The following is an 18,291-nucleotide window of genomic DNA, read 5'->3' as shown; positions in this document are numbered from 1 at the left end:
AACAGTTATAAGCTGTCATGTTTTGTACAAAGATAAAAGCAGCTGGAATGAATCTGGGTAAGATTACTTCCAGCTGCTGTTTTTATCCGTTTTTCTTCATTTCTTTATAGCAGTATTTGATGATTTCTTTTCTTGTGACGATTCCGATAAAGTGATCCTGGTCATCAATGACCGGCACAAAGTTCTGATTGATGGCACGGTCCAGAAGATCCTCCATATCGCAGTCTACATGGACTGGCTTGTAGGTGGCTCTGCGGGTGATTGCCATAATGGGAACTTCCTCGGCTGCTTTCATATCGGTAATATTCAGGTTCTTCATTCCCCAGAGAAGGTCACCCTCGGAAATAGTGCCCACATATTTTCCATCCGGATTCAGCATGGGAATGCAGGAAAATTTCCGGTGTTCCATTTTCTCAAGGGTCTGTCTTAAGGTGTCATTCTCGAAAATGTAAGCAATATCGCTTTTCGGTGTTAAGAAAAAAAGTATATTCAATTTGATCCCTCGTTTCTTTTTTACAGAAGCGGAATACCGCCTTTGGCAGCTTCTTCCTGCATTTCCTTTGGCCAGAGAGAAACGTGTACCTCTCCGATGTGGGCTTTTCTGAGGAAGAACATACAGATACGGGACTGTCCGATACCACCGCCGATGGTGTATGGAAGCTCTTTGTTCAGGATGGCCTTCTGGAATGGCAGATCTCTTCTGTCATCACAGCCAGCCTCTGTCAGCTGTTTGTCAAGTGCTGTCTCGTCTACACGGATACCCATGGAGGAAAGCTCAAGAGCAATATCCAGTACCGGATAGTATACCAGGATATCACCGTTTAATTCCCAGTCATCATAGTCCGGGGCACGTCCGTCGTGGCGCTCTCCGTTTGAAAGCATTTTACCGACCTGCATAAGGAAAACGGCACCTTTTTCTTTGACAATTTTGTATTCTCTTTCCTTAGGAGTAAGGTCTGGATACATGTCTACAAGTTCTTCTGTGGAAACAAATGCGATCTCTCTTGGAAGAATTTCTTCTATGTAGTCGTACTGGACTGCCATGTATTTCTCAGTCTTGCGAAGAACGCTGTAGATGGCACGGACTGTATTGATAAGAGTCTCTACATTGCGGTCTTCCTTGGAGATGATCTTCTCCCAGTCCCACTGGTCCACATAAATGGAGTGGATGTTATCCACGTCCTCGTCGCGGCGGATGGCAACCATATCGGTATATAAGCCTTCCCCTTCGGAAAAACCGTATTTCTTCAGTGCATAACGCTTCCATTTGGCAAGGGAGTGTACGATCTCAGCATCGCCTTCCATGCCTTTGATGTCAAAGCTTACCGGACGCTCCACGCCGTTTAAGTTATCATTGAGGCCGGAACTTGGGTCTACAAATATAGGAGCGGAAACACGCAGAAGGTTCAGCTTCTGTGCAAGTGTCTGCTGGAAAAAGTCTTTAACAGTTTTAATTGCTACCTGAGTATCATGGAGATTAAGGTCTGCATGATAGCCCATCGGAATTTTTAATTGTTCCATGGGAATCCTCCTTGTTGATTTTGGTAATCTCGGTTTATTATAACAGGTATTTTCCAAGTTGGCAATTTACACCTTGCAAGAAATATATAAAAAAGTTACAATGAAATATAAAGAAAGCAGGGGCTTTTCCCCTCAGTGCGTGTGTAAAGAAGGGAAAACAGATAACCAGGAGGAAGTCTATGGAGAGAAAACGTTGCCAGGTCTGTGACGGGCCTGTTGTAAATGGCAGATGTAAGCTGTGCGGAATGCCATACAGAAATGACGAAACCTTGTATCATCTGAATGAGAACAGAAGTGACCATTACCGTCATGCTACCAGTAAAGCCAGGGCAATCATGCGGCAGGAAGAGATCCCGCTTGGAGATAAAAAGGTGGGAAATGCAGGCAGCGGATCTAAGACGGGTAGCAAGGCAAAGAGCGCTGCTGGTGAAAGTGCTTATAATAAGGGAAATGTGAAGAGTGGAAGCTATGCTGGTCAGAGCGCCAAGACGCAGAAGACAAGCAGTGGGTATAAGCAGTTAACCAGTAATGGCGGTGTTTATACCCAGAAAAAGGCGAAAAAGAAGAAATCCTGGCTGATCTGGCTCATTCTACTTGGATTTATCGGTACAAGCCTGCCTGAGATCCGCGATTCGTTAGAGTATGATATCCTGCCTGCGATCCAGCAGGGAATTGAAGATTCTGCTGCATCTTCGGCTGCTTACGAAATGAAAATAGGAGAAGTGCTGGAAGTTAGTACAGACGGTTCAGGAACGATTCAGCCTGGACATTATGTTGCCTCTTGTGAAGATGGCTATGTAAGCTTCATGATCGTGGGAGATAATGGGGAAAGTGGAAGTATTACTGTAACAGCGGGAGATGAACGCAAGGTCACCTTAAAGGATGGAGACTTTATCGGAGTGATTGATGCGCAGTCCGAGGACTGTGTTTTACAGCTTATTACAAGATAGGATTAACTATAGACTGTTTGAAAAAACATTCCTGCAATCTGTACGTCTTATTTTGCAAAAAGCCCATTTAAACAGCCTAAATTACTATGAAAGTCCTGTGAAGCAGCCATGAATCCAGCATGCTTGCATGATGGATTTATGGATATTGCACAGGCTAGACTGTATGAGTAAGTAGGGCGGCAGCCCGGATTACGAATACAGTGGTTGATTGCGGGAGCGCCATAGGCGGGTCGCAATCGACTTTCATTTTAGAAAGGATACAGCCTGGATATGACAGAAGAGAAGAAAAAATCTGGAAAAAGCAAAAAGTGGATATTGGTGGCAGGGACGATCGCTGTTATTGCCATTGTATTTACCTGGATTTCCTGGAAATCCATGCACCCGTCTGACGTGGTGACCATGGAAGAACTGGAAAAGTATGTACAGGATAAGCTGGTAGATGATATGGAATGCATAAACGGCTCCTATGTAGTGCTGATCTATGATGAGCAGGAGCAGGGCAGCCAGTGGTATTCCCTGAAGAGTTCAGTGTCAGATGAGACGCAGATACAGGCTCTTGCAGATACAGCAGATGTCCAGATTAAAGAAGAGAATATCTCCCCTCCGGTTATTTTTATCATGTATGTGATACAGTTTTCCATTTGTTATGGAATCGTGTGGGGAATCTGGAAACTGTACGGGAAATTCCGTATTGGAAAAAGAAAAGAACATTACAGGATATAAGAAAAAGGAACCAGATGGAGCGAGCTGGGAAAAGCCGCCCCGTCTAAGGTTCCTTTTCTTGTTTATCGCAATGTCTGCAAGGGCAGACTTGTTTACTGCAGATAAAAGGTGTATGAAGTTATATGAGAGAAAGATTAGCAGAGAACGGTTCCTGTCTTTCCTTCATAACCCTGTTTCGCGTGGGCGATATCTGTGATAACAGTGGTGCGTCCCTCGCCTTTTTCTACAAATGAGATACCTGCTTCGATCTTCGGAAGCATGGATCCGGAAGCAAACTGATTCTCAGCAATGTATTTCTTCGCATCAGCAGTGGTAAGGGTGCTAAGCTTCTGCTCATCGGCTGTGCCAAGATTCAGGCATACATTTTCTACACTTGTAAGGATCAGAAGAGTATCTGCATTCAGCTCCTCTGCAAGAAGTCCTGCTGCAAGATCCTTCTCGATGATGGCACTGGCACCGTGCAGGTTAATGCCCTGTTCAAGCACCGGGATTCCGCCGCCGCCAGCTGCGATTACAACCTGGTCTGCATTAAGAAGCGCACGTACAGTTTCAAGTTCTACGATTTTCTGAGGTTTAGGCGCTGCCACGATACGTCTGTAACCACCTTCTGGAAGCTTGGTAACAAAGTTACCTTTCTCTTCTTCTGCTTCGGCTTCTTCTTCAGTAAGGACACGTCCGATGATTTTCTCAGGATCTGCAAATGCGTCATCATAGGGATCAATAACTGACTGTGTCAGAACAGTAGCAACCGGCTTGTAAATTCCGCGGCTGATGAATTCGGCGCGGATGGAATTCTGAAGGTCATAACCAATGTAACCCTGGCTCATTGCAGAGCAGACGGACATAGGGGCGAATGTGTAATCCGGGTGTGCCTTTCCAAATTCATTCATTGCAGTGTGGATCATGCCAATCTGTGGACCATTGCTGTGGGAGATCACCACCTTGGCACCATCTTCAACAAGATCCGCGATTGCCTTTGCTGCGGCTTTAGTGGCTACCTTCTGCTCTGGGAGTGTGGTACCGAGAGCTTTGTGGCCTAATGCAACTACTACGATTTTTTCACTCATAGGAGATACCTCGTTTCTGTCAAATATAATGTGGGATATCAGAGATAATTGGCTTCCCCCGGACATCCTTAAGTAATATCTTTCATTATAAAAGGTAAAAGCTGGAATTGCAATAGATTCTTTGGATTCAAACAGGAAAAGCCACCTGCGTGGGCAGATGGCTTATTTCCTATATTTTTTGAGGGGGGAGATAGAGAGTGGTTTTTCATCTATCCGAGAATCATTATATCGGTAATTTGTGAGGGAACTGTGTCCAGAATCTTAAAGAAATCGAAAAAATATGAAATGAAAATAAAATCCGACAGTTTCTTGCATTTAAAGTCAGGATATGGTAAAGTAAGCCTATCTTATTTCTGCGTTCTGCAGGAAAGAATTTCTACAGCGTCGGTTCGACGCAAGATAACCCATTTTTTACTATGAAAGTCCTGTGCGGCAGCCATGAATTCACCATGCTTGCATGGTGGATTTATGGATATCGCACAGGCTAGACTGTATGAGTAAGTAGGGCGATAGCCCGGATTACGAATACAGGTGGCGATTGCGGGAGCGTCAATGGCGGGTCGCAATCGACTTTCATTCATGGTGATGTCTGCGTAAGCAGACATGTCCGTTTTGGAAGTAACTACATAACCAGGCGTATTATGCGTTTTTTGACGATTGTTGCGGATTATGGAAAAGAATCTGGCCTGAAAGGCACTGTCTGAAACAGAACCGCTTCAGAAAGAAAGGTGTGGTGCCTATGGAATGCCAGTGATTTTTTACAAGCGCTAATGGATGGGAAGCCAGGAGCAATCGACTTTCATTTATGGCGAGTTCTGCATCAGCAGACATGTTCATTTGGATAATTGTGTCAGAAAGGAGAAGAAGGATGAAAAACAGAATATGGAAAAAGATACTGGCGGCAGGCACAGGACTGCTTGCCCAGGCTGGGATTCTGGCTGGATGTACAGCACAGCCTGTGGTGGCGTATGGGGCACAAGCTGGAAATGGGTCAGTAGAGGTCGCTCATGAGGCGGCATGGAAAGAAATGGAGCAATTTAAGGCAGAGGTTTCGGTAAATGCATATGGACTGGAGACACTTGTATGGGAAAGTGAACCCTCCAATACAGAAAGAGAAAGCATTGGAAACACAGCTGGAGATGCGGTAGATTTACAGAATGGATTTTCTGATTATATAGAGGAAATTGCTTCCCTGGAAGCGCCTGAGGGGGGAAATATATCGGTTCCCATATCCTATGAATTAGTAGTGTGGCTTTCGGAATATTTCCAGCCAGATGCTACACTGGTAATGCCAGAGGGTTGTCTGAAAGAGGAGCTTCCTGTAAATACTGCAGATGGACGATCGAGCACGATTACCGGATTCAGATGGAAGATCAATCCTGGTGAGGCGGGAAAACAGCTGGTTATTCCAGTTACATTGCGGGAAGAATACCGGTTTCCGGCTCAAAACAGAACGGTCCCGGTCTGCCAGGATATCCTGCATGTTAATGATGCCTGGAACGAGGAAAATGGAGGCGGCATCTATATTGTGAAAAAGTGTGGAAATGAAAAGGAGATTTTATGCAGATCATCTTCGAAGACATTGGAAATACCAGCGGCTGATATGGATTTTAATGTTGAGATGAATCCGCGGGAAGAGACACACCGAGCTGGAGAACGGATCTATATGGATGTAGATCTGATAAACTGTGGACAAGTCCCGGTTTATGGGATTTCCCTGAAAGCACAAGTGGAAGAGGTTGAAGAAACAGAAGAAATGGAAGCAGTACCTGTGTGGGAAAAAGAGCCTGGTCTGGAAATTTCCGGGGATAGTGCGGTGTTAGAAAGTCTGTCAGCAGGAGAAAAAAGAAAGGTTACTTTTTATCTGGACCCGGCAGTAACGAAGAACGGTGACCTGAAACTGGCAGTTGCGGCCCAAACGGAAAATCCCGTTTTAATCGAAAAATCATCCAGTACACAGCTGGTGATCCATCCGCTTAAAGCCTCTTTTTCCGTGAAGAAAACGGCGGACTGTGAAAGTGCCAGCCCGGGAGATACCATAACCTATCAGATCAGCATTCACAATACCGGGGAACAGACCCTTCATTCTGTGATCACTACAGAACGTTTCGGACTTGCAGGTGTAACTGCCACTTTTCTGGAACAGGAGGGGGTCACTCTGAATAGGAGTAAGACCCAGGCGAAGATTCCGGAAATCGTTCCAGGCGGTTGTGTGAATTTAAAAGCAAAGGTTGTACTTCCAAAGGAACTTGAAGACCAGGATCTGGTTAATCAGATTATCGTAGTGACAGATGAGACCGGAGAAGAAAGTGCAGTGCGGGATCAGGCAACTGTCAGGGTCGAATCCCAAAAGACAGAAAATGTGGGAGACGGTACAGGAAAATCCGGCAGTGATGGCAGCATAGGCACCTCTGTTACATCCGTGAAAACAGGAGACTGTTCACATAAAGAGGTGTTTCAGGTGCTGATCCTGCTTTCCTTTTTCCTTTCTGCACTGTCAGCCAGACGTATGTTTTTTAGAAGGAAAGATTGAAAAGAAATTCTGTGTGTGCTATTCTATAAAAGAGTATGCGTTGTTGTAAAAGGAGGCATATATTTATGAAATTATCATCCTTATTAGAGAAGTTAGAATACACCTGCGTACAGGGTAGCACAGAGCAGGAAGTCACTGGTGTTGTTTATGATTCCAGAAAAGTAACAGAAGGTTCGCTGTTCATTTGTATCAGAGGCGCTGTTGTAGATGGTCATAAATTTATTCCGGATGTGGTAGCCAAGGGGGCAAAAGTTCTGGTTGTAGAGGAGGATGCTTCTGCACCTTCTGATGTTACTGTGATTAAAGTTGCAGATACCAGATATGCCATGGCATTTATTGCAGCAGCATGGTTCGGACATCCGGCAGAGAAGCTGAAAACCATTGGAATTACAGGAACCAAAGGTAAGACCACGACCACTTATATGGTAAAATCCATTTTGGAAAATGCCGGATACAAGGTTGGACTGATCGGAACCATCGAGGCGATCATTGGAGATAAGGTGATTCCGGCTTCTAATACGACTCCGGAATCCTATGTGGTACAGGAGTATTTCCACGAAATGGTGGAAGCTGGCTGTGACTGCGTGGTGATGGAGGTTTCTTCCCAGGGACTGATGCTTTACCGTACCCAGGGATTTGTATTTGATTTTGGAATTTTTACAAATATTGAGCCAGATCACATCGGTCCTAATGAACATAAGGATTTTGACCATTATCTGGCCTGCAAATCCATGCTGTTGAAACAGTGCCGTGTGGGCATTGTAAACCGGGATGATGAGCATTTTGACAGAATTATTGAAGGACATACCTGTACTCTTGAGACTTATGGCTTTTCCAAAGAAGCAGATCTTCGTGCAGAGGATGCTAAGCTGATAGGTGGAAAGGGCTATCTTGGAATTTCCTATCATTTGAAGGGTCTTATGGATTTCCCTGTGGAAATCGACATTCCAGGCAAATTCAGTATCTATAACTCTCTTACAGCAATTGCAATCTGCCGCCACTTCAAGGTTTCCCAGGAGAATATCCTGAAAGCTTTAAAGGTGGCGAAAGTGAAAGGCCGTATTGAGATGGTGAAGGTATCCGATGAGTTTACTTTGATGATTGACTATGCACATAATGCAATGGCACTGGAGAGCCTTCTTACCACTTTGCGGGAGTATCATCCACACAGATTGGTATGTCTGTTTGGCTGCGGCGGAAACCGTTCCAGACTCCGCCGTTATGAGATGGGAGAAGTTTCCGGACGTCTGGCGGATCTTACGATCATTACATCTGATAATCCGCGAGATGAGGAGCCACAGGCAATCATTGATGATATTAAAGTGGGCATGGCAAAAACAGAGGGCAAATATGTGGAAATTCCAGACCGCAAGGAAGCAATCGCCTATGCGATTCACCATGGAGAGCCTGGGGATATTGTAGTGCTTGCCGGAAAGGGTCATGAGGATTACCAGGAAATCAAAGGCAGGAAATATCCCATGGATGAGCGTGTGCTGATCGCAGATATTCTTGCTGGAAAGTAAAACATGACATATGCAGATATTATTGTAGATATTTCCCACGAGAAGCTGGACAAAAGTTTCCAGTATCTGGTTCCGGAAAATCTGAAGGATCAGATTCAGGTGGGAATGGTGGTTTCCATTCCGTTTGGGCGTGGAAATCATTTGCGCAAGGGGTATGTGACTGGGATTTCCGGGGAACCCAAGGTGACAGGAATTCAGATAAAATCCATTGCAGGAATTGAAAATGACCAGGAAACTACAGAATCCCGATTGATCGCCCTGGCGGGGTGGATGAAAGAGCACTATGGTTCCACCATGATCCAGGCGCTGAGAACAGTGCTTCCCATCCAAAAAAAGATGAAAGCCCAGGAGAAACGGTGGATAACCCTTCTTATTTCCAGGGAGGATGGGGAAAAACTTCTGCAAGATATGAAACAGACCCGTTATAAGGCACGTATCCGTCTTTTGGAAGCGCTTTTGCAGAAAGAAGATGGGAAACTGGAGACAGCCTGGGCGGGAAAAGAGCTTGGGACTACGGCTTCTGTCCTGAAATATTTTGAAGAACAGAAGATTGCTTCTGTTGATACGGATGTGATATACAGAAGTGCGATACAGGATGCGGAGAGCATTCCCCATGCGGCTTTGGACACTTTAAGCCAGCCGCAGCAGGAAGCGGTAGTACAGATCTTATCAGAATGGGAAAGGAATGATCCTAGACCGGTTCTTCTCCATGGAGTTACGGGCAGCGGAAAAACCCAGGTATACATGGAATTGATCGACAGGGTAATAAAGGAAGGAAAACAGGCAATCGTGCTGATTCCGGAAATTGCCCTGACTTACCAGATGGTAAGGCGGTTTTATGGCCGCTTTGGAGACAAGGTATCTGTGATCAATTCCAGGCTTTCCCAGGGAGAACGGTATGACCAGTTCAAAAGGGCAAAGCAGGGGGAACTTCAGGTGATGGTAGGTCCCCGTTCAGCACTTTTTACGCCCTTTGGAAAGCTGGGACTGATCATTATTGATGAGGAACATGAAGCTTCTTATAAAAGCGAAAACAGTCCCAGGTACCACGCAAGGGAGACGGCCATTCACAGAGCCAGGATGGAAGGTGCGAAGGTAGTGCTTGGTTCTGCTACACCTTCCATGGAAGCCTATTACCGGGCGAAAGAAGGAGAATATGCGCTGGTGAAACTAGAAGCGCGGTTTGAAGAACGGCCTCTTCCAGAAGTATCAATTATTGATATGAGGGAACAATTAAAGAAAGGGAACCGCCTGGCCCTAAGCCTGGAACTGAAAGCGGATATGGGAAAATGTCTGGAAAAGGGAGAGCAGGCTATGCTGTTTCTGAACCGTCGCGGTTATGCAGGATTTGTATCCTGCCGGTCCTGCGGACATGTGATGAAATGCCCGCATTGTGATGTGTCTTTAAGTGAGCATAACGGCAGGAGACTAATCTGTCATTACTGCGGATATGAAACTGTGAAGCCAGATAAATGCCCTGTCTGCTCCTCCCCTTATATTGGAGGATTCAAAGCAGGAACCCAGCAGATCCAGCAGGTGGTGGAGAAAGAATTTCCAGGGGCGAAGATCCTTAGGATGGATTATGACACTACCAGGGCAAAAGGAAGCTATGAAAAGATTTTGTCCGCTTTTTCCAGACATGAGGCAGATATTCTTATTGGAACCCAGATGATCGTTAAGGGACATGATTTTCCAGATGTAACCCTTGTGGGAGTTATTGCGGCAGATTTATCCCTGAATGCCGATGATTACCACAGCGGGGAGCGGACTTTCCAGCTGCTTACACAGGCGGTAGGTCGTTCCGGAAGAGGAAGAAAGAAAGGTCATGCTCTGATCCAGACCTACAATCCGGAGCATTACAGCATCCAGACTGCAGCAAAGCAGGATTACGAAGCATTTTACGAAGAGGAAATGGGATACCGTCTTCTGATGGATTATCCACCGGCAGCTCATATGATGGCAGTACTTGGGGCGTCAGAAGATGAGAAGCTTCTTGAGACGGCGATGCATTACCTTAGTCTGTTTACAGGTAAGCTTTATGGGGGGAAAGATCTTCACATGATCGGTCCGGCCCCGGCGTCTGTGGGAAAAGTAAAGGACGTATACAGAAGAGTAATCTACTTGAAGCATGGGAACTATGACTTGCTTGTCTGGATCAAGGACAGGATGGAGAAATACATTGAGATTAATTCCGGCTTCAGAAAGGTAAATATACAATTTGATTTTTCATGATCAAAATGATGACAGGGCAAAAAGTCAGAAAGCTGTTCCTGTTTGCGGGATAAAGCTTTTGCCCCTGACATCATCAAAGAGAAAAGATAAAAGGAGATAACGAAAAAATGGCACTTAGAACAATCAGAACAGAGGGAGATTCCGTTTTGGAGAAGGTCTGCAGACCAGTAGAGAAAATCGATAAGCGTACCAAGGATCTGGTAGGAGATATGCTGGAAACTATGTATGATGCATGCGGAGTTGGTCTTGCAGCTCCTCAGGTTGGTATTTTAAAGAGAATCGTAGTGATTGATGTCGGAGATGGTCCGCTGATCCTGATCAATCCGGAAATCCTTATGACCTCCGGAGAGCAGACTGGTGAAGAGGGATGCTTAAGTGTTCCGGGAATGTCCGGTCAGGTTACCCGTCCCAATTATGTAAAAGTGAAAGCTCTTGATATGGATATGAAAGAGCAGATCTATGAAGGAGAGGGTCTTCTTGCCCGCGCATTCTGCCATGAGATCGATCATCTGGATGGAAAAATGTATACCCGCCTGGTTGAGGGGGAATTACATCATGTAAGCTACGATAACGAGGAGGAAGAAGATTAAATGAAAATTGTTTATATGGGAACACCGGATTTTGCGGTAAACCCTCTTCGAGCCCTGGCAGAAGCCGGGTATGAAGTCGCAGGCGTTGTGACACAGCCGGATAAACCAAAGGGCCGTGGAAAAACCATGCTGCCGACGCCTGTAAAGGAAGAGGCTATCCGGCATGGCTTTGACGTTTATCAGCCGGTGAAGGTGCGGGAGCCGGAATTTCAGGAAACCCTGAAAGCATTGAATCCGGATATTATTGTTGTGGCCGCTTTTGGCCAGATCATCCCGAAGAGTATTCTGGAGCTTCCAAAGTATGGCTGTATTAATATCCATGCCTCTCTGCTTCCGAAATACCGCGGTGCGGCTCCTATCCAGCAGGCTGTTATTGACGGGGAAAAGGAATCCGGGGTAACGATCATGAGGATGGGCACAGGCCTTGATACTGGAGATATGATTTCCAAAATCGTGGTACCTCTTGCAGCAGATGAGACAGGGGGAAGTCTTTTTGATAAACTGGCGGAGGCTGGAGCGAAGCTTCTCATTGAGACTCTGCCCCGTATTTTTGACGGTACAGCTGTTTATGAAAAGCAGCCGGAAGAAAGTCCGACTCCTTATGCTGGCATGATCACCAAACAGATGGGACTTATGAATTTCCAGAAATCAGCAGTGGAGCTGGAAAGACTGGTACGGGGATTAAATCCGTGGCCAAGCGCTTTTACTTTCTGGAATGGGAAGACACTGAAGGTGTGGGAGAGCTTTGTAGCTGGCAGCGAAGACCTGGAAAATCTGGAGGTGCAGTCAGCAGAGCCCGGAACGGTTGTGAAAACAGACAAAAAAGGAATTTATGTGGCTTGCAGTGAGGGTATTCTGGTACTTTCCCAGGTACAGCTGGAGGGAAAGAAGAGAATGGATGCAGATGCATTCCTTCGCGGATGCCATATAGAAACCGGAAGCAGATTTACGGACAAAAAGGAGTGATCGTATGTACGGATACGGGTATGGATATCCTTATGGATTTTATTTTGATCCTACTTATGTTTTGCTGATTATTGGAATGTTGCTGGCCCTTGCGGCATCTGGAAAGATGAAAAGCACTTTTGCCCGTTACCAGCAGGTACGCAGTCATTCCGGACTTACAGGAGCGCAGACCGCCCAGAGGATTTTAAGTGCTACCGGAATTTATGATGTGACAATTGTTCCGATTTCCGGAAGTCTTACAGACCACTATGATCCAAGAACTAAAAAACTGGCACTTTCCCAGGATGTGTACGGAAGAACTTCAGTGGCTGCTGTGTGTGTGGCAGCCCATGAATGCGGGCATGCGATCCAGCACAATATAAACTATGCACCGCTGAATATCCGTTCTGCGATCGTTCCGCTGGCAAATATCGGTTCTTCTCTTTCCTGGCCTATTTTTATACTGGGGCTGATCATGTCCATTCCAGCACTTACGACTGCAGGAATTGTGTTGTTTTCACTTGCAGTTCTGTTTCAGCTGGTAACACTTCCGGTGGAATTTAATGCTTCTTCCAGAGCCTTAAAAATGCTGGAAAGCACCGGAATCTTAAGTCATGAAGAAAATGCAGGGGCGAAGAAAGTCCTTACAGCAGCTGCCCTTACTTATGTAGCTGCCCTGGCGTCCTCTATTTTACAGCTTTTGAGACTGATCATACTTTCCGGAGGTAGAAGACGGGATGATTAATGGAATTAATTCCAGGGAGATGATCCTGGAAATTTTGCTTGAAATTGAAGAGGGGGAGCATAGCCATGTGGCTATCCGGAATGCCCTTTCCAAATACCAGTTCCTTCCGAAACAGGATCGGGCATTTATTACCCGTGTGTGTGAGGGAACATTGGAATACCGGATTCAGATTGATTATATCATCAATTCTTTTTCCAAGGTAACGGTGGATAAAATGAAGCCTGCGATCCGGGAAATATTAAGAAGTGCTGTGTACCAGCTGAAATATATGGATAGCGTGCCGGACAGTGCGGTGTGTAATGAGGCCGTGAAGCTGGCACAAAGAAAGGGCTTTTATAATCTTAAGCCATTTGTAAATGGTGTCCTTAGGACAATTGTGCGGGAAATGGACAAGGTACAATTCCCAAAAAAAGAGGATGACCTGCTGAAGTATCTTTCTGTAAAATATTCCATGCCTGAGGTGCTGGTGAATAGATGGCTGGAGGCATATGGTGAGGAAACCACAGAGAAAATCCTTGCAGATTTTCTTACGGAGCATCCTCTTACTATCCGCTGCCGTACCTATCTGAATTCCAAAGAAGACATTGTGAAGAGCCTTGAAAGCCAGGGGGTCCAGGTGGAACCTGCACCATATCTTCCTTATGCATACAGCATTTCAGATTTTAACCATATTCTTGCCCTGGATGCATTTATCAAAGGCCAGATTGTGGTTCAGGATGTGAGCTCCATGCTGGTTGCGGAAGTGGCGAATCCGAAAAAAGGGGATTATGTCATTGATGTGTGTGCAGCACCTGGTGGGAAAAGCCTTCATATGGGAGACAAGATGGAAGGCTTTGGCACTGTAGATGCAAGAGATGTAAGCCAGTATAAGGTGAATCTTATTGAGGAGAATATCCAGCGTACCAATTCGATTAATGTACAGGCCAGAGTTCAGGATGCAACTGTTTTTGACCAGGATTCAGAGCTGCTGGCAGATATTGTGATCGCAGATGTGCCCTGTTCCGGGTATGGAGTGATCGGTAAGAAACCGGAGATCAAATATCGCGTGACACCCCAGAAGCAGGACGAAATTGTGATCTTACAGAGGACGATCTTGGATCGTGCAGCCAATTATGTGAAGCCAAGAGGCGAGCTTGTATTCAGCACCTGTACGATCGCAAAAGAGGAAAATGAAGAGAATATGATGTGGTTTCTGAATAATTATCCGTTTAAGCTGGAAAGTCTGGATCCTTATCTTCCAGAAGAGCTTCATTCAGAGACTACAGCACTTGGATATCTGCAGCTTCTTCCGGGAGTACATAAGACAGACGGATTCTTTATTGCAAAATTCAGAAGAAAATAGGAAATTTCAGAAAAATAGGAAATAAAAATATGACAGATATTAAGTCAATGAATAAAGAAGAGCTGAAAGAACTGATGACCGGATTAGGGGAAAAGCCTTTCCGCGCAAAGCAGATTTACAGCTGGCTTCATGAACATCTGGTAACATCTTACGATGAGATGGGAAATATACCAGGAAAATTAAAGGAAAAACTGAAGGATTATCCCACCACAGCCCTGGAAATGGTAGATGAACAGATTTCCGCCATTGATGGCACAAGAAAATATCTGTTTCGTCTCTCGGATGGAAACGTGATAGAAAGCGTGCTGATGCGTTATAAACACGGAAATTCCGTGTGTATTTCCTCACAGGTGGGATGTAAAATGGGGTGCCGCTTCTGTGCTTCCACAATTGGGGGCTGGACCAGAAATCTTCTTCCTTCTGAAATGCTGGATCAGATTTACCGGATCCAGAGCATAACAGGAGAGAGAGTATCCAATGTTGTGGTAATGGGAACCGGTGAGCCTATGGATAACTATGATAATATTGTACGTTTTGTGCATCTCCTTTCAGATGAAGGCGGCCTTAATATCAGCCAGAGGAATATCACCGTTTCGACCTGCGGAATCGTTCCGAAAATTTACCAGCTTGCAAAGGAAAAGCTGCAGATCACCCTTGCATTATCCCTGCATGCGCCAAATGATGAAAAGCGGCGGGAACTTATGCCAATTGCACAGCGGTACAGTATGGATGAAGTTCTGGATGCATGCCGAGAGTATTTCCGGGAAACTGGCAGAAGAATTACTTTTGAATATAGTCTTGTGGCTGGTGTGAATGACAGTGATGAAGATGCAAAGGAGCTTAGCAGCAGGATACACGATATTAACTGCCATGTAAATCTGATTCCCGTAAATCCAATCAAGGAGCGTTCTTACAGGCGTTCGACACACCAGGCAGTGGAGAATTTTAAAATAAAACTTGAAAAATGCGGAATTAATGTTACTATTAGAAGGGAAATGGGCAGTGATATAGACGGTGCCTGTGGACAATTGAGAAAAAGCTATATGGAAAAAAGTTACGATCCGCAGTAACGAAAAGGATGCTGCTTAGGAAAACAGCATCACGAAGAGGACAGAAAGCGAGAAGTGACATGAGGGTATATTCAGCTACGAATATAGGAATGAAGCGGAAGATGAACCAGGATTATGTGTTCGCTTCCCAGGACCCGGTTGGAAATCTCCCGAATCTTTTTGCTGTTGCCGATGGAATGGGAGGACACAATGCCGGCGATTACGCCTCCTCTCATGCTGTCAGGATACTGGTAGATGAAATACGGGAGGATACGGATTATAATCCTGTAAAGGTAATCCGTCATGCCATTGAGACTGCGAACACAGAGATCATAGAACAGGCACAGAAGGATGAGAAGCTTCGTGGAATGGGAACTACCATGGTGGTAGCCACTATTGTAGGCCAGTATGCTTATGTTGCCAATGTGGGAGACAGCAGATTATATGTGGTTGATAAACAACTGCGGCAGGTTACCAGAGATCATTCACTGGTTCAGGAAATGGTAAGAATGGGTGAGATCACTGCTGAGCAGGCGAGAAACCATCCGGATAAGAACATTATCACCAGAGCTCTGGGGGCGGAGAAAACTGTAGATGTGGATTTCTTTGATATGCGTCTGGAACCAGGCAGTACGATCCTGATGTGTTCTGACGGTCTCAGTAATATGGTGGAAGATAAAAAAATGGAAGAAATCATATTGAATTCTGATGAGGATATCACCTGGAAGGGAGATACTCTCATACAGGAAGCCAACAATAACGGCGGCAAGGATAACATTGCGATCATATTGATAGAACCATTCACGAATGAGGTGGAAACATGTTAAAGACAGGTATGATCATAGCAGAGCGCTATGAAATTGTAAGTAAAATCGGTACCGGCGGAATGGCGGACGTATATAAGGCAATGGACCATAAACTGAATCGTTTTGTGGCGGTTAAGGTTCTGAAGCCGGAATTCAGGGAAGATGCAACTTTTGTAAAGAAATTCAGAAGTGAAGCGCAGGCGGCAGCCGGCCTTACCCATCCGAATATTGTAAATGTATTTGATGTAGGGGATGATGAAGGTGTCTATTACATTGTAATGGAGCTGATCGAGGGAATCACTCTGAAAGAGTATATCTCCAAGAAAGGTAAGCTTTCCGTGAAGGAGGCTACCAGCATTGCCATTCAGGTATCCATGGGACTGGAAGCTGCACATAGCCATGGGATTGTGCACCGCGATGTGAAGCCTCAGAATATTATCATTTCCACAGATGGAAAGGTAAAAGTGACCGATTTTGGAATTGCCAGAGCTGCTTCTTCTAATACGATCAGTTCCAATGTTATGGGATCTGTGCATTACAGCTCACCAGAGCAGGTAAGAGGCGGATACAGCGATGAAAAGAGTGATATCTATTCACTTGGTATTACTTTATATGAGATGGTAACAGGACGTGTTCCATTTGATGGAGATACCACGGTTGCCATCGCAATCAAACATCTCCAGGAAGAGATGGTACCACCGAGTGTATATTCTCCGGATCTTCCATACAGCCTGGAGCAGATCATTCTGAAATGTACCCAGAAGAGTGTAGACCGCAGATACAATAAGATGGAGGATGTGATCGCAGATCTGAAGCATTCTCTCATTGACCCTCAGGGAGATTTCGTAAAACTTAATTCTGTAGATACAGATGCCAAGACAGTTGTCATTTCGGATGAAGAGCTTGGGGAGATCAAACATACTCCAAAGCAGACCATCAAGCCGGACATTGAGGCTCTTGAAAAAGAACTGAATGAGACAAATTATGATGATGACGATTACGGCTATGATGACGAGGATGAGAAGCCTGAGCGTTCACGAAAGAGCCGGGAACGTGACAGAGAGCGCGAAGACAGGGAGAGACGTATCAGGAAACAGAAAAGAGGCGTCAGTGTAGCTGGAAGTATTGTGGCACTGATCGTTGGAGCAGTCGTTCTGATCGCAGTGATTCTGGTAGTGGGAAGAGCTGCAGGCCTGATCGGCGGATCGAAAGATACAACTTCGGATCAGCAGGAACAGCAGGCACAGAATACAGATACCACACAGAGCAGTGAGGACGACAGTATGGTATCTGCACCAGACCTGATCGGTAAAACTGAGGCAGAGGCTCAGGAACTTTGTGCTTCCTTAAATATTGGAATGAGCTATAAAGGCGAAGAAGCTTCCACACAGGAAAAAGGTAAGATTTCTTCCCAGGATCCTGTAAAGGGAACACAGATCGCGAAAAATTCTACAATCAATTATTATGTAAGTAAAGGCTCTGAGCAGATCACGATGCCAGATCTGTTTGGACAAAATGGTGCAACAGCACAGGAAACACTGGAAAGTCAGGGTGTGACCGTTCAGATTAATAAAATATATCCGGATGATAGTTCTTTAGTAGATATCGGCTGTGTACTGGATACAGATCCGGTTGCAGGAAGCACTGTAAAAGCTGGAGATACGGTTACTCTTACAATCAGCCGTGGCATTAACTATGGTGACAGTGTACAGATCCCGGATGTAACCGGATTAGAGAAAAATGAGGCTATTGCCAAACTTGGCAAATTCATTAATATCAATGTGGAAATGCAGATGAGCACAGATGTAGCGGAAGGCACTGTTATTTCCCAGGATCCGGTTGGATTTACAGATGACAATCCGGTATATGGGGATCCGGACCAGGATACCATCACACTTACCGTAAGTAGTGGTAACCAGGATCCTTCCGTGTCAGAAAGTACAGATGAGTCACAGGTACAGAGTTCTGCTGCAGATACTTCTGTGGCAGCAGCGAATGGTGAAGTATGGAAATGTACACAGAGACTGAATACACCTACCGGATATACCGGTGGACTTATCAGACTGGAACTGGTCCAGGAAGTAAACGGTGAGCCAAAGGCAAGTTCAATCGTGGAAGGACAGCAGCTTACATTCCCATATCAGCTGGATATTACAGGAGCACCTGGAGTTGCAGAGGGAACTTTATATCTGTCCGAGCAGCAGTCTGATGGAAGCTATCAGGAGCTTGGGCATTATCCGCTTACTTTTGAGAAAGCAGAGTGAT

The 18,291-nt window shown here is 45.4% G+C and carries 15 protein-coding genes; 12 read left to right on the top strand and 3 right to left on the bottom strand.

The genetic code is table 11. The annotated features are described in order from the left end of the window. Window positions 1-82 precede the first annotated feature (82 nt). Complete coding sequence (locus tag ACTQWB_RS10385; RefSeq protein ID WP_441501673.1) at window positions 83-493, bottom strand: CBS domain-containing protein; 411 nt, start codon at window positions 491-493, stop codon at window positions 83-85. A 20-nt stretch (window positions 494-513) separates the two neighbouring features. Further along, a complete protein-coding gene (asnA, locus tag ACTQWB_RS10380; protein ID WP_441501674.1) occupies window positions 514-1,521 on the bottom strand; it encodes an aspartate--ammonia ligase in 1,008 nt (335 codons plus the stop codon). Between the two features lie 179 nt (window positions 1,522-1,700). Here asnA and ACTQWB_RS10375 point away from each other — a divergent pair, with 179 nt between their 5' ends. Continuing rightward, on the top strand, window positions 1,701-2,471 hold the full coding sequence (locus ACTQWB_RS10375; protein ID WP_441501675.1) for a hypothetical protein: 771 nt from the start codon (window positions 1,701-1,703) through the stop codon (window positions 2,469-2,471). Between the two features lie 270 nt (window positions 2,472-2,741). Then, entirely contained in the window at window positions 2,742-3,194 is a 453-nt protein-coding gene (locus tag ACTQWB_RS10370; RefSeq protein ID WP_441501676.1) for a hypothetical protein, read from the top strand. Window positions 3,195-3,328: 134 nt separating this feature from the next. On the opposite strand, the gene arcC is transcribed toward ACTQWB_RS10370, so the two are convergent. After that, the gene (arcC, locus tag ACTQWB_RS10365) at window positions 3,329-4,261 is read right to left on the bottom strand and encodes a carbamate kinase (protein ID WP_441501677.1); all 933 of its coding nucleotides are present in this window, start codon (window positions 4,259-4,261) and stop codon (window positions 3,329-3,331) included. Window positions 4,262-5,129: 868 nt separating this feature from the next. Here arcC and ACTQWB_RS10360 point away from each other — a divergent pair. The 10 genes from ACTQWB_RS10360 to pknB all read left to right on the top strand — a co-directional run bounded on the left by ACTQWB_RS10360 (window position 5,130) and on the right by pknB (window position 18,290). Beyond that, complete coding sequence (locus ACTQWB_RS10360) at window positions 5,130-6,794, top strand: hypothetical protein (protein ID WP_441501678.1); 1,665 nt, start codon at window positions 5,130-5,132, stop codon at window positions 6,792-6,794. A 65-nt stretch (window positions 6,795-6,859) separates the two neighbouring features. Beyond that, entirely contained in the window at window positions 6,860-8,317 is a 1,458-nt protein-coding gene (locus tag ACTQWB_RS10355) for a UDP-N-acetylmuramoyl-L-alanyl-D-glutamate--2,6-diaminopimelate ligase (protein WP_441501679.1), read from the top strand. A 3-nt stretch (window positions 8,318-8,320) separates the two neighbouring features. Further along, on the top strand, window positions 8,321-10,549 hold the full coding sequence (gene priA, locus ACTQWB_RS10350; protein WP_441501680.1) for a replication restart helicase PriA: 2,229 nt from the start codon (window positions 8,321-8,323) through the stop codon (window positions 10,547-10,549). 107 nt (window positions 10,550-10,656) lie between these two features. Beyond that, the gene (gene def, locus ACTQWB_RS10345; protein WP_441501681.1) at window positions 10,657-11,139 is read left to right on the top strand and encodes a peptide deformylase; all 483 of its coding nucleotides are present in this window, start codon (window positions 10,657-10,659) and stop codon (window positions 11,137-11,139) included. Then, complete coding sequence (gene fmt, locus ACTQWB_RS10340) at window positions 11,140-12,105, top strand: methionyl-tRNA formyltransferase (protein WP_441501682.1); 966 nt, start codon at window positions 11,140-11,142, stop codon at window positions 12,103-12,105. It abuts the gene before it with no gap. A 4-nt stretch (window positions 12,106-12,109) separates the two neighbouring features. Next, window positions 12,110-12,829, top strand: a complete 720-nt coding sequence (locus ACTQWB_RS10335) for a zinc metallopeptidase (RefSeq protein ID WP_441501683.1) — start codon at window positions 12,110-12,112, stop codon at window positions 12,827-12,829. Continuing rightward, a complete protein-coding gene (gene rsmB / locus ACTQWB_RS10330) occupies window positions 12,822-14,171 on the top strand; it encodes a 16S rRNA (cytosine(967)-C(5))-methyltransferase RsmB (RefSeq protein WP_441501684.1) in 1,350 nt (449 codons plus the stop codon). The genes ACTQWB_RS10335 and rsmB overlap by 8 nt, the downstream gene beginning before the upstream one ends. A gap of 29 nt (window positions 14,172-14,200) precedes the next feature. Beyond that, window positions 14,201-15,241, top strand: a complete 1,041-nt coding sequence (rlmN, locus tag ACTQWB_RS10325; protein WP_441501685.1) for a 23S rRNA (adenine(2503)-C(2))-methyltransferase RlmN — start codon at window positions 14,201-14,203, stop codon at window positions 15,239-15,241. A gap of 59 nt (window positions 15,242-15,300) precedes the next feature. Next, window positions 15,301-16,047, top strand: a complete 747-nt coding sequence (locus ACTQWB_RS10320) for a Stp1/IreP family PP2C-type Ser/Thr phosphatase (protein WP_441501686.1) — start codon at window positions 15,301-15,303, stop codon at window positions 16,045-16,047. Beyond that, complete coding sequence (gene pknB / locus ACTQWB_RS10315) at window positions 16,041-18,290, top strand: Stk1 family PASTA domain-containing Ser/Thr kinase (RefSeq protein ID WP_441501687.1); 2,250 nt, start codon at window positions 16,041-16,043, stop codon at window positions 18,288-18,290. The genes ACTQWB_RS10320 and pknB overlap by 7 nt, the downstream gene beginning before the upstream one ends. Window position 18,291 lies beyond the last annotated feature (1 nt).

The organism is Blautia sp. HCP3S3_H10_2, assembly GCF_052122375.1.
In the GTDB taxonomy this organism is placed as follows: domain Bacteria; phylum Bacillota; class Clostridia; order Lachnospirales; family Lachnospiraceae; genus Blautia_A.
Note: the sequence above shows the minus strand (reverse complement) of the source record. Positions and strands in the feature narration are given on the sequence as shown.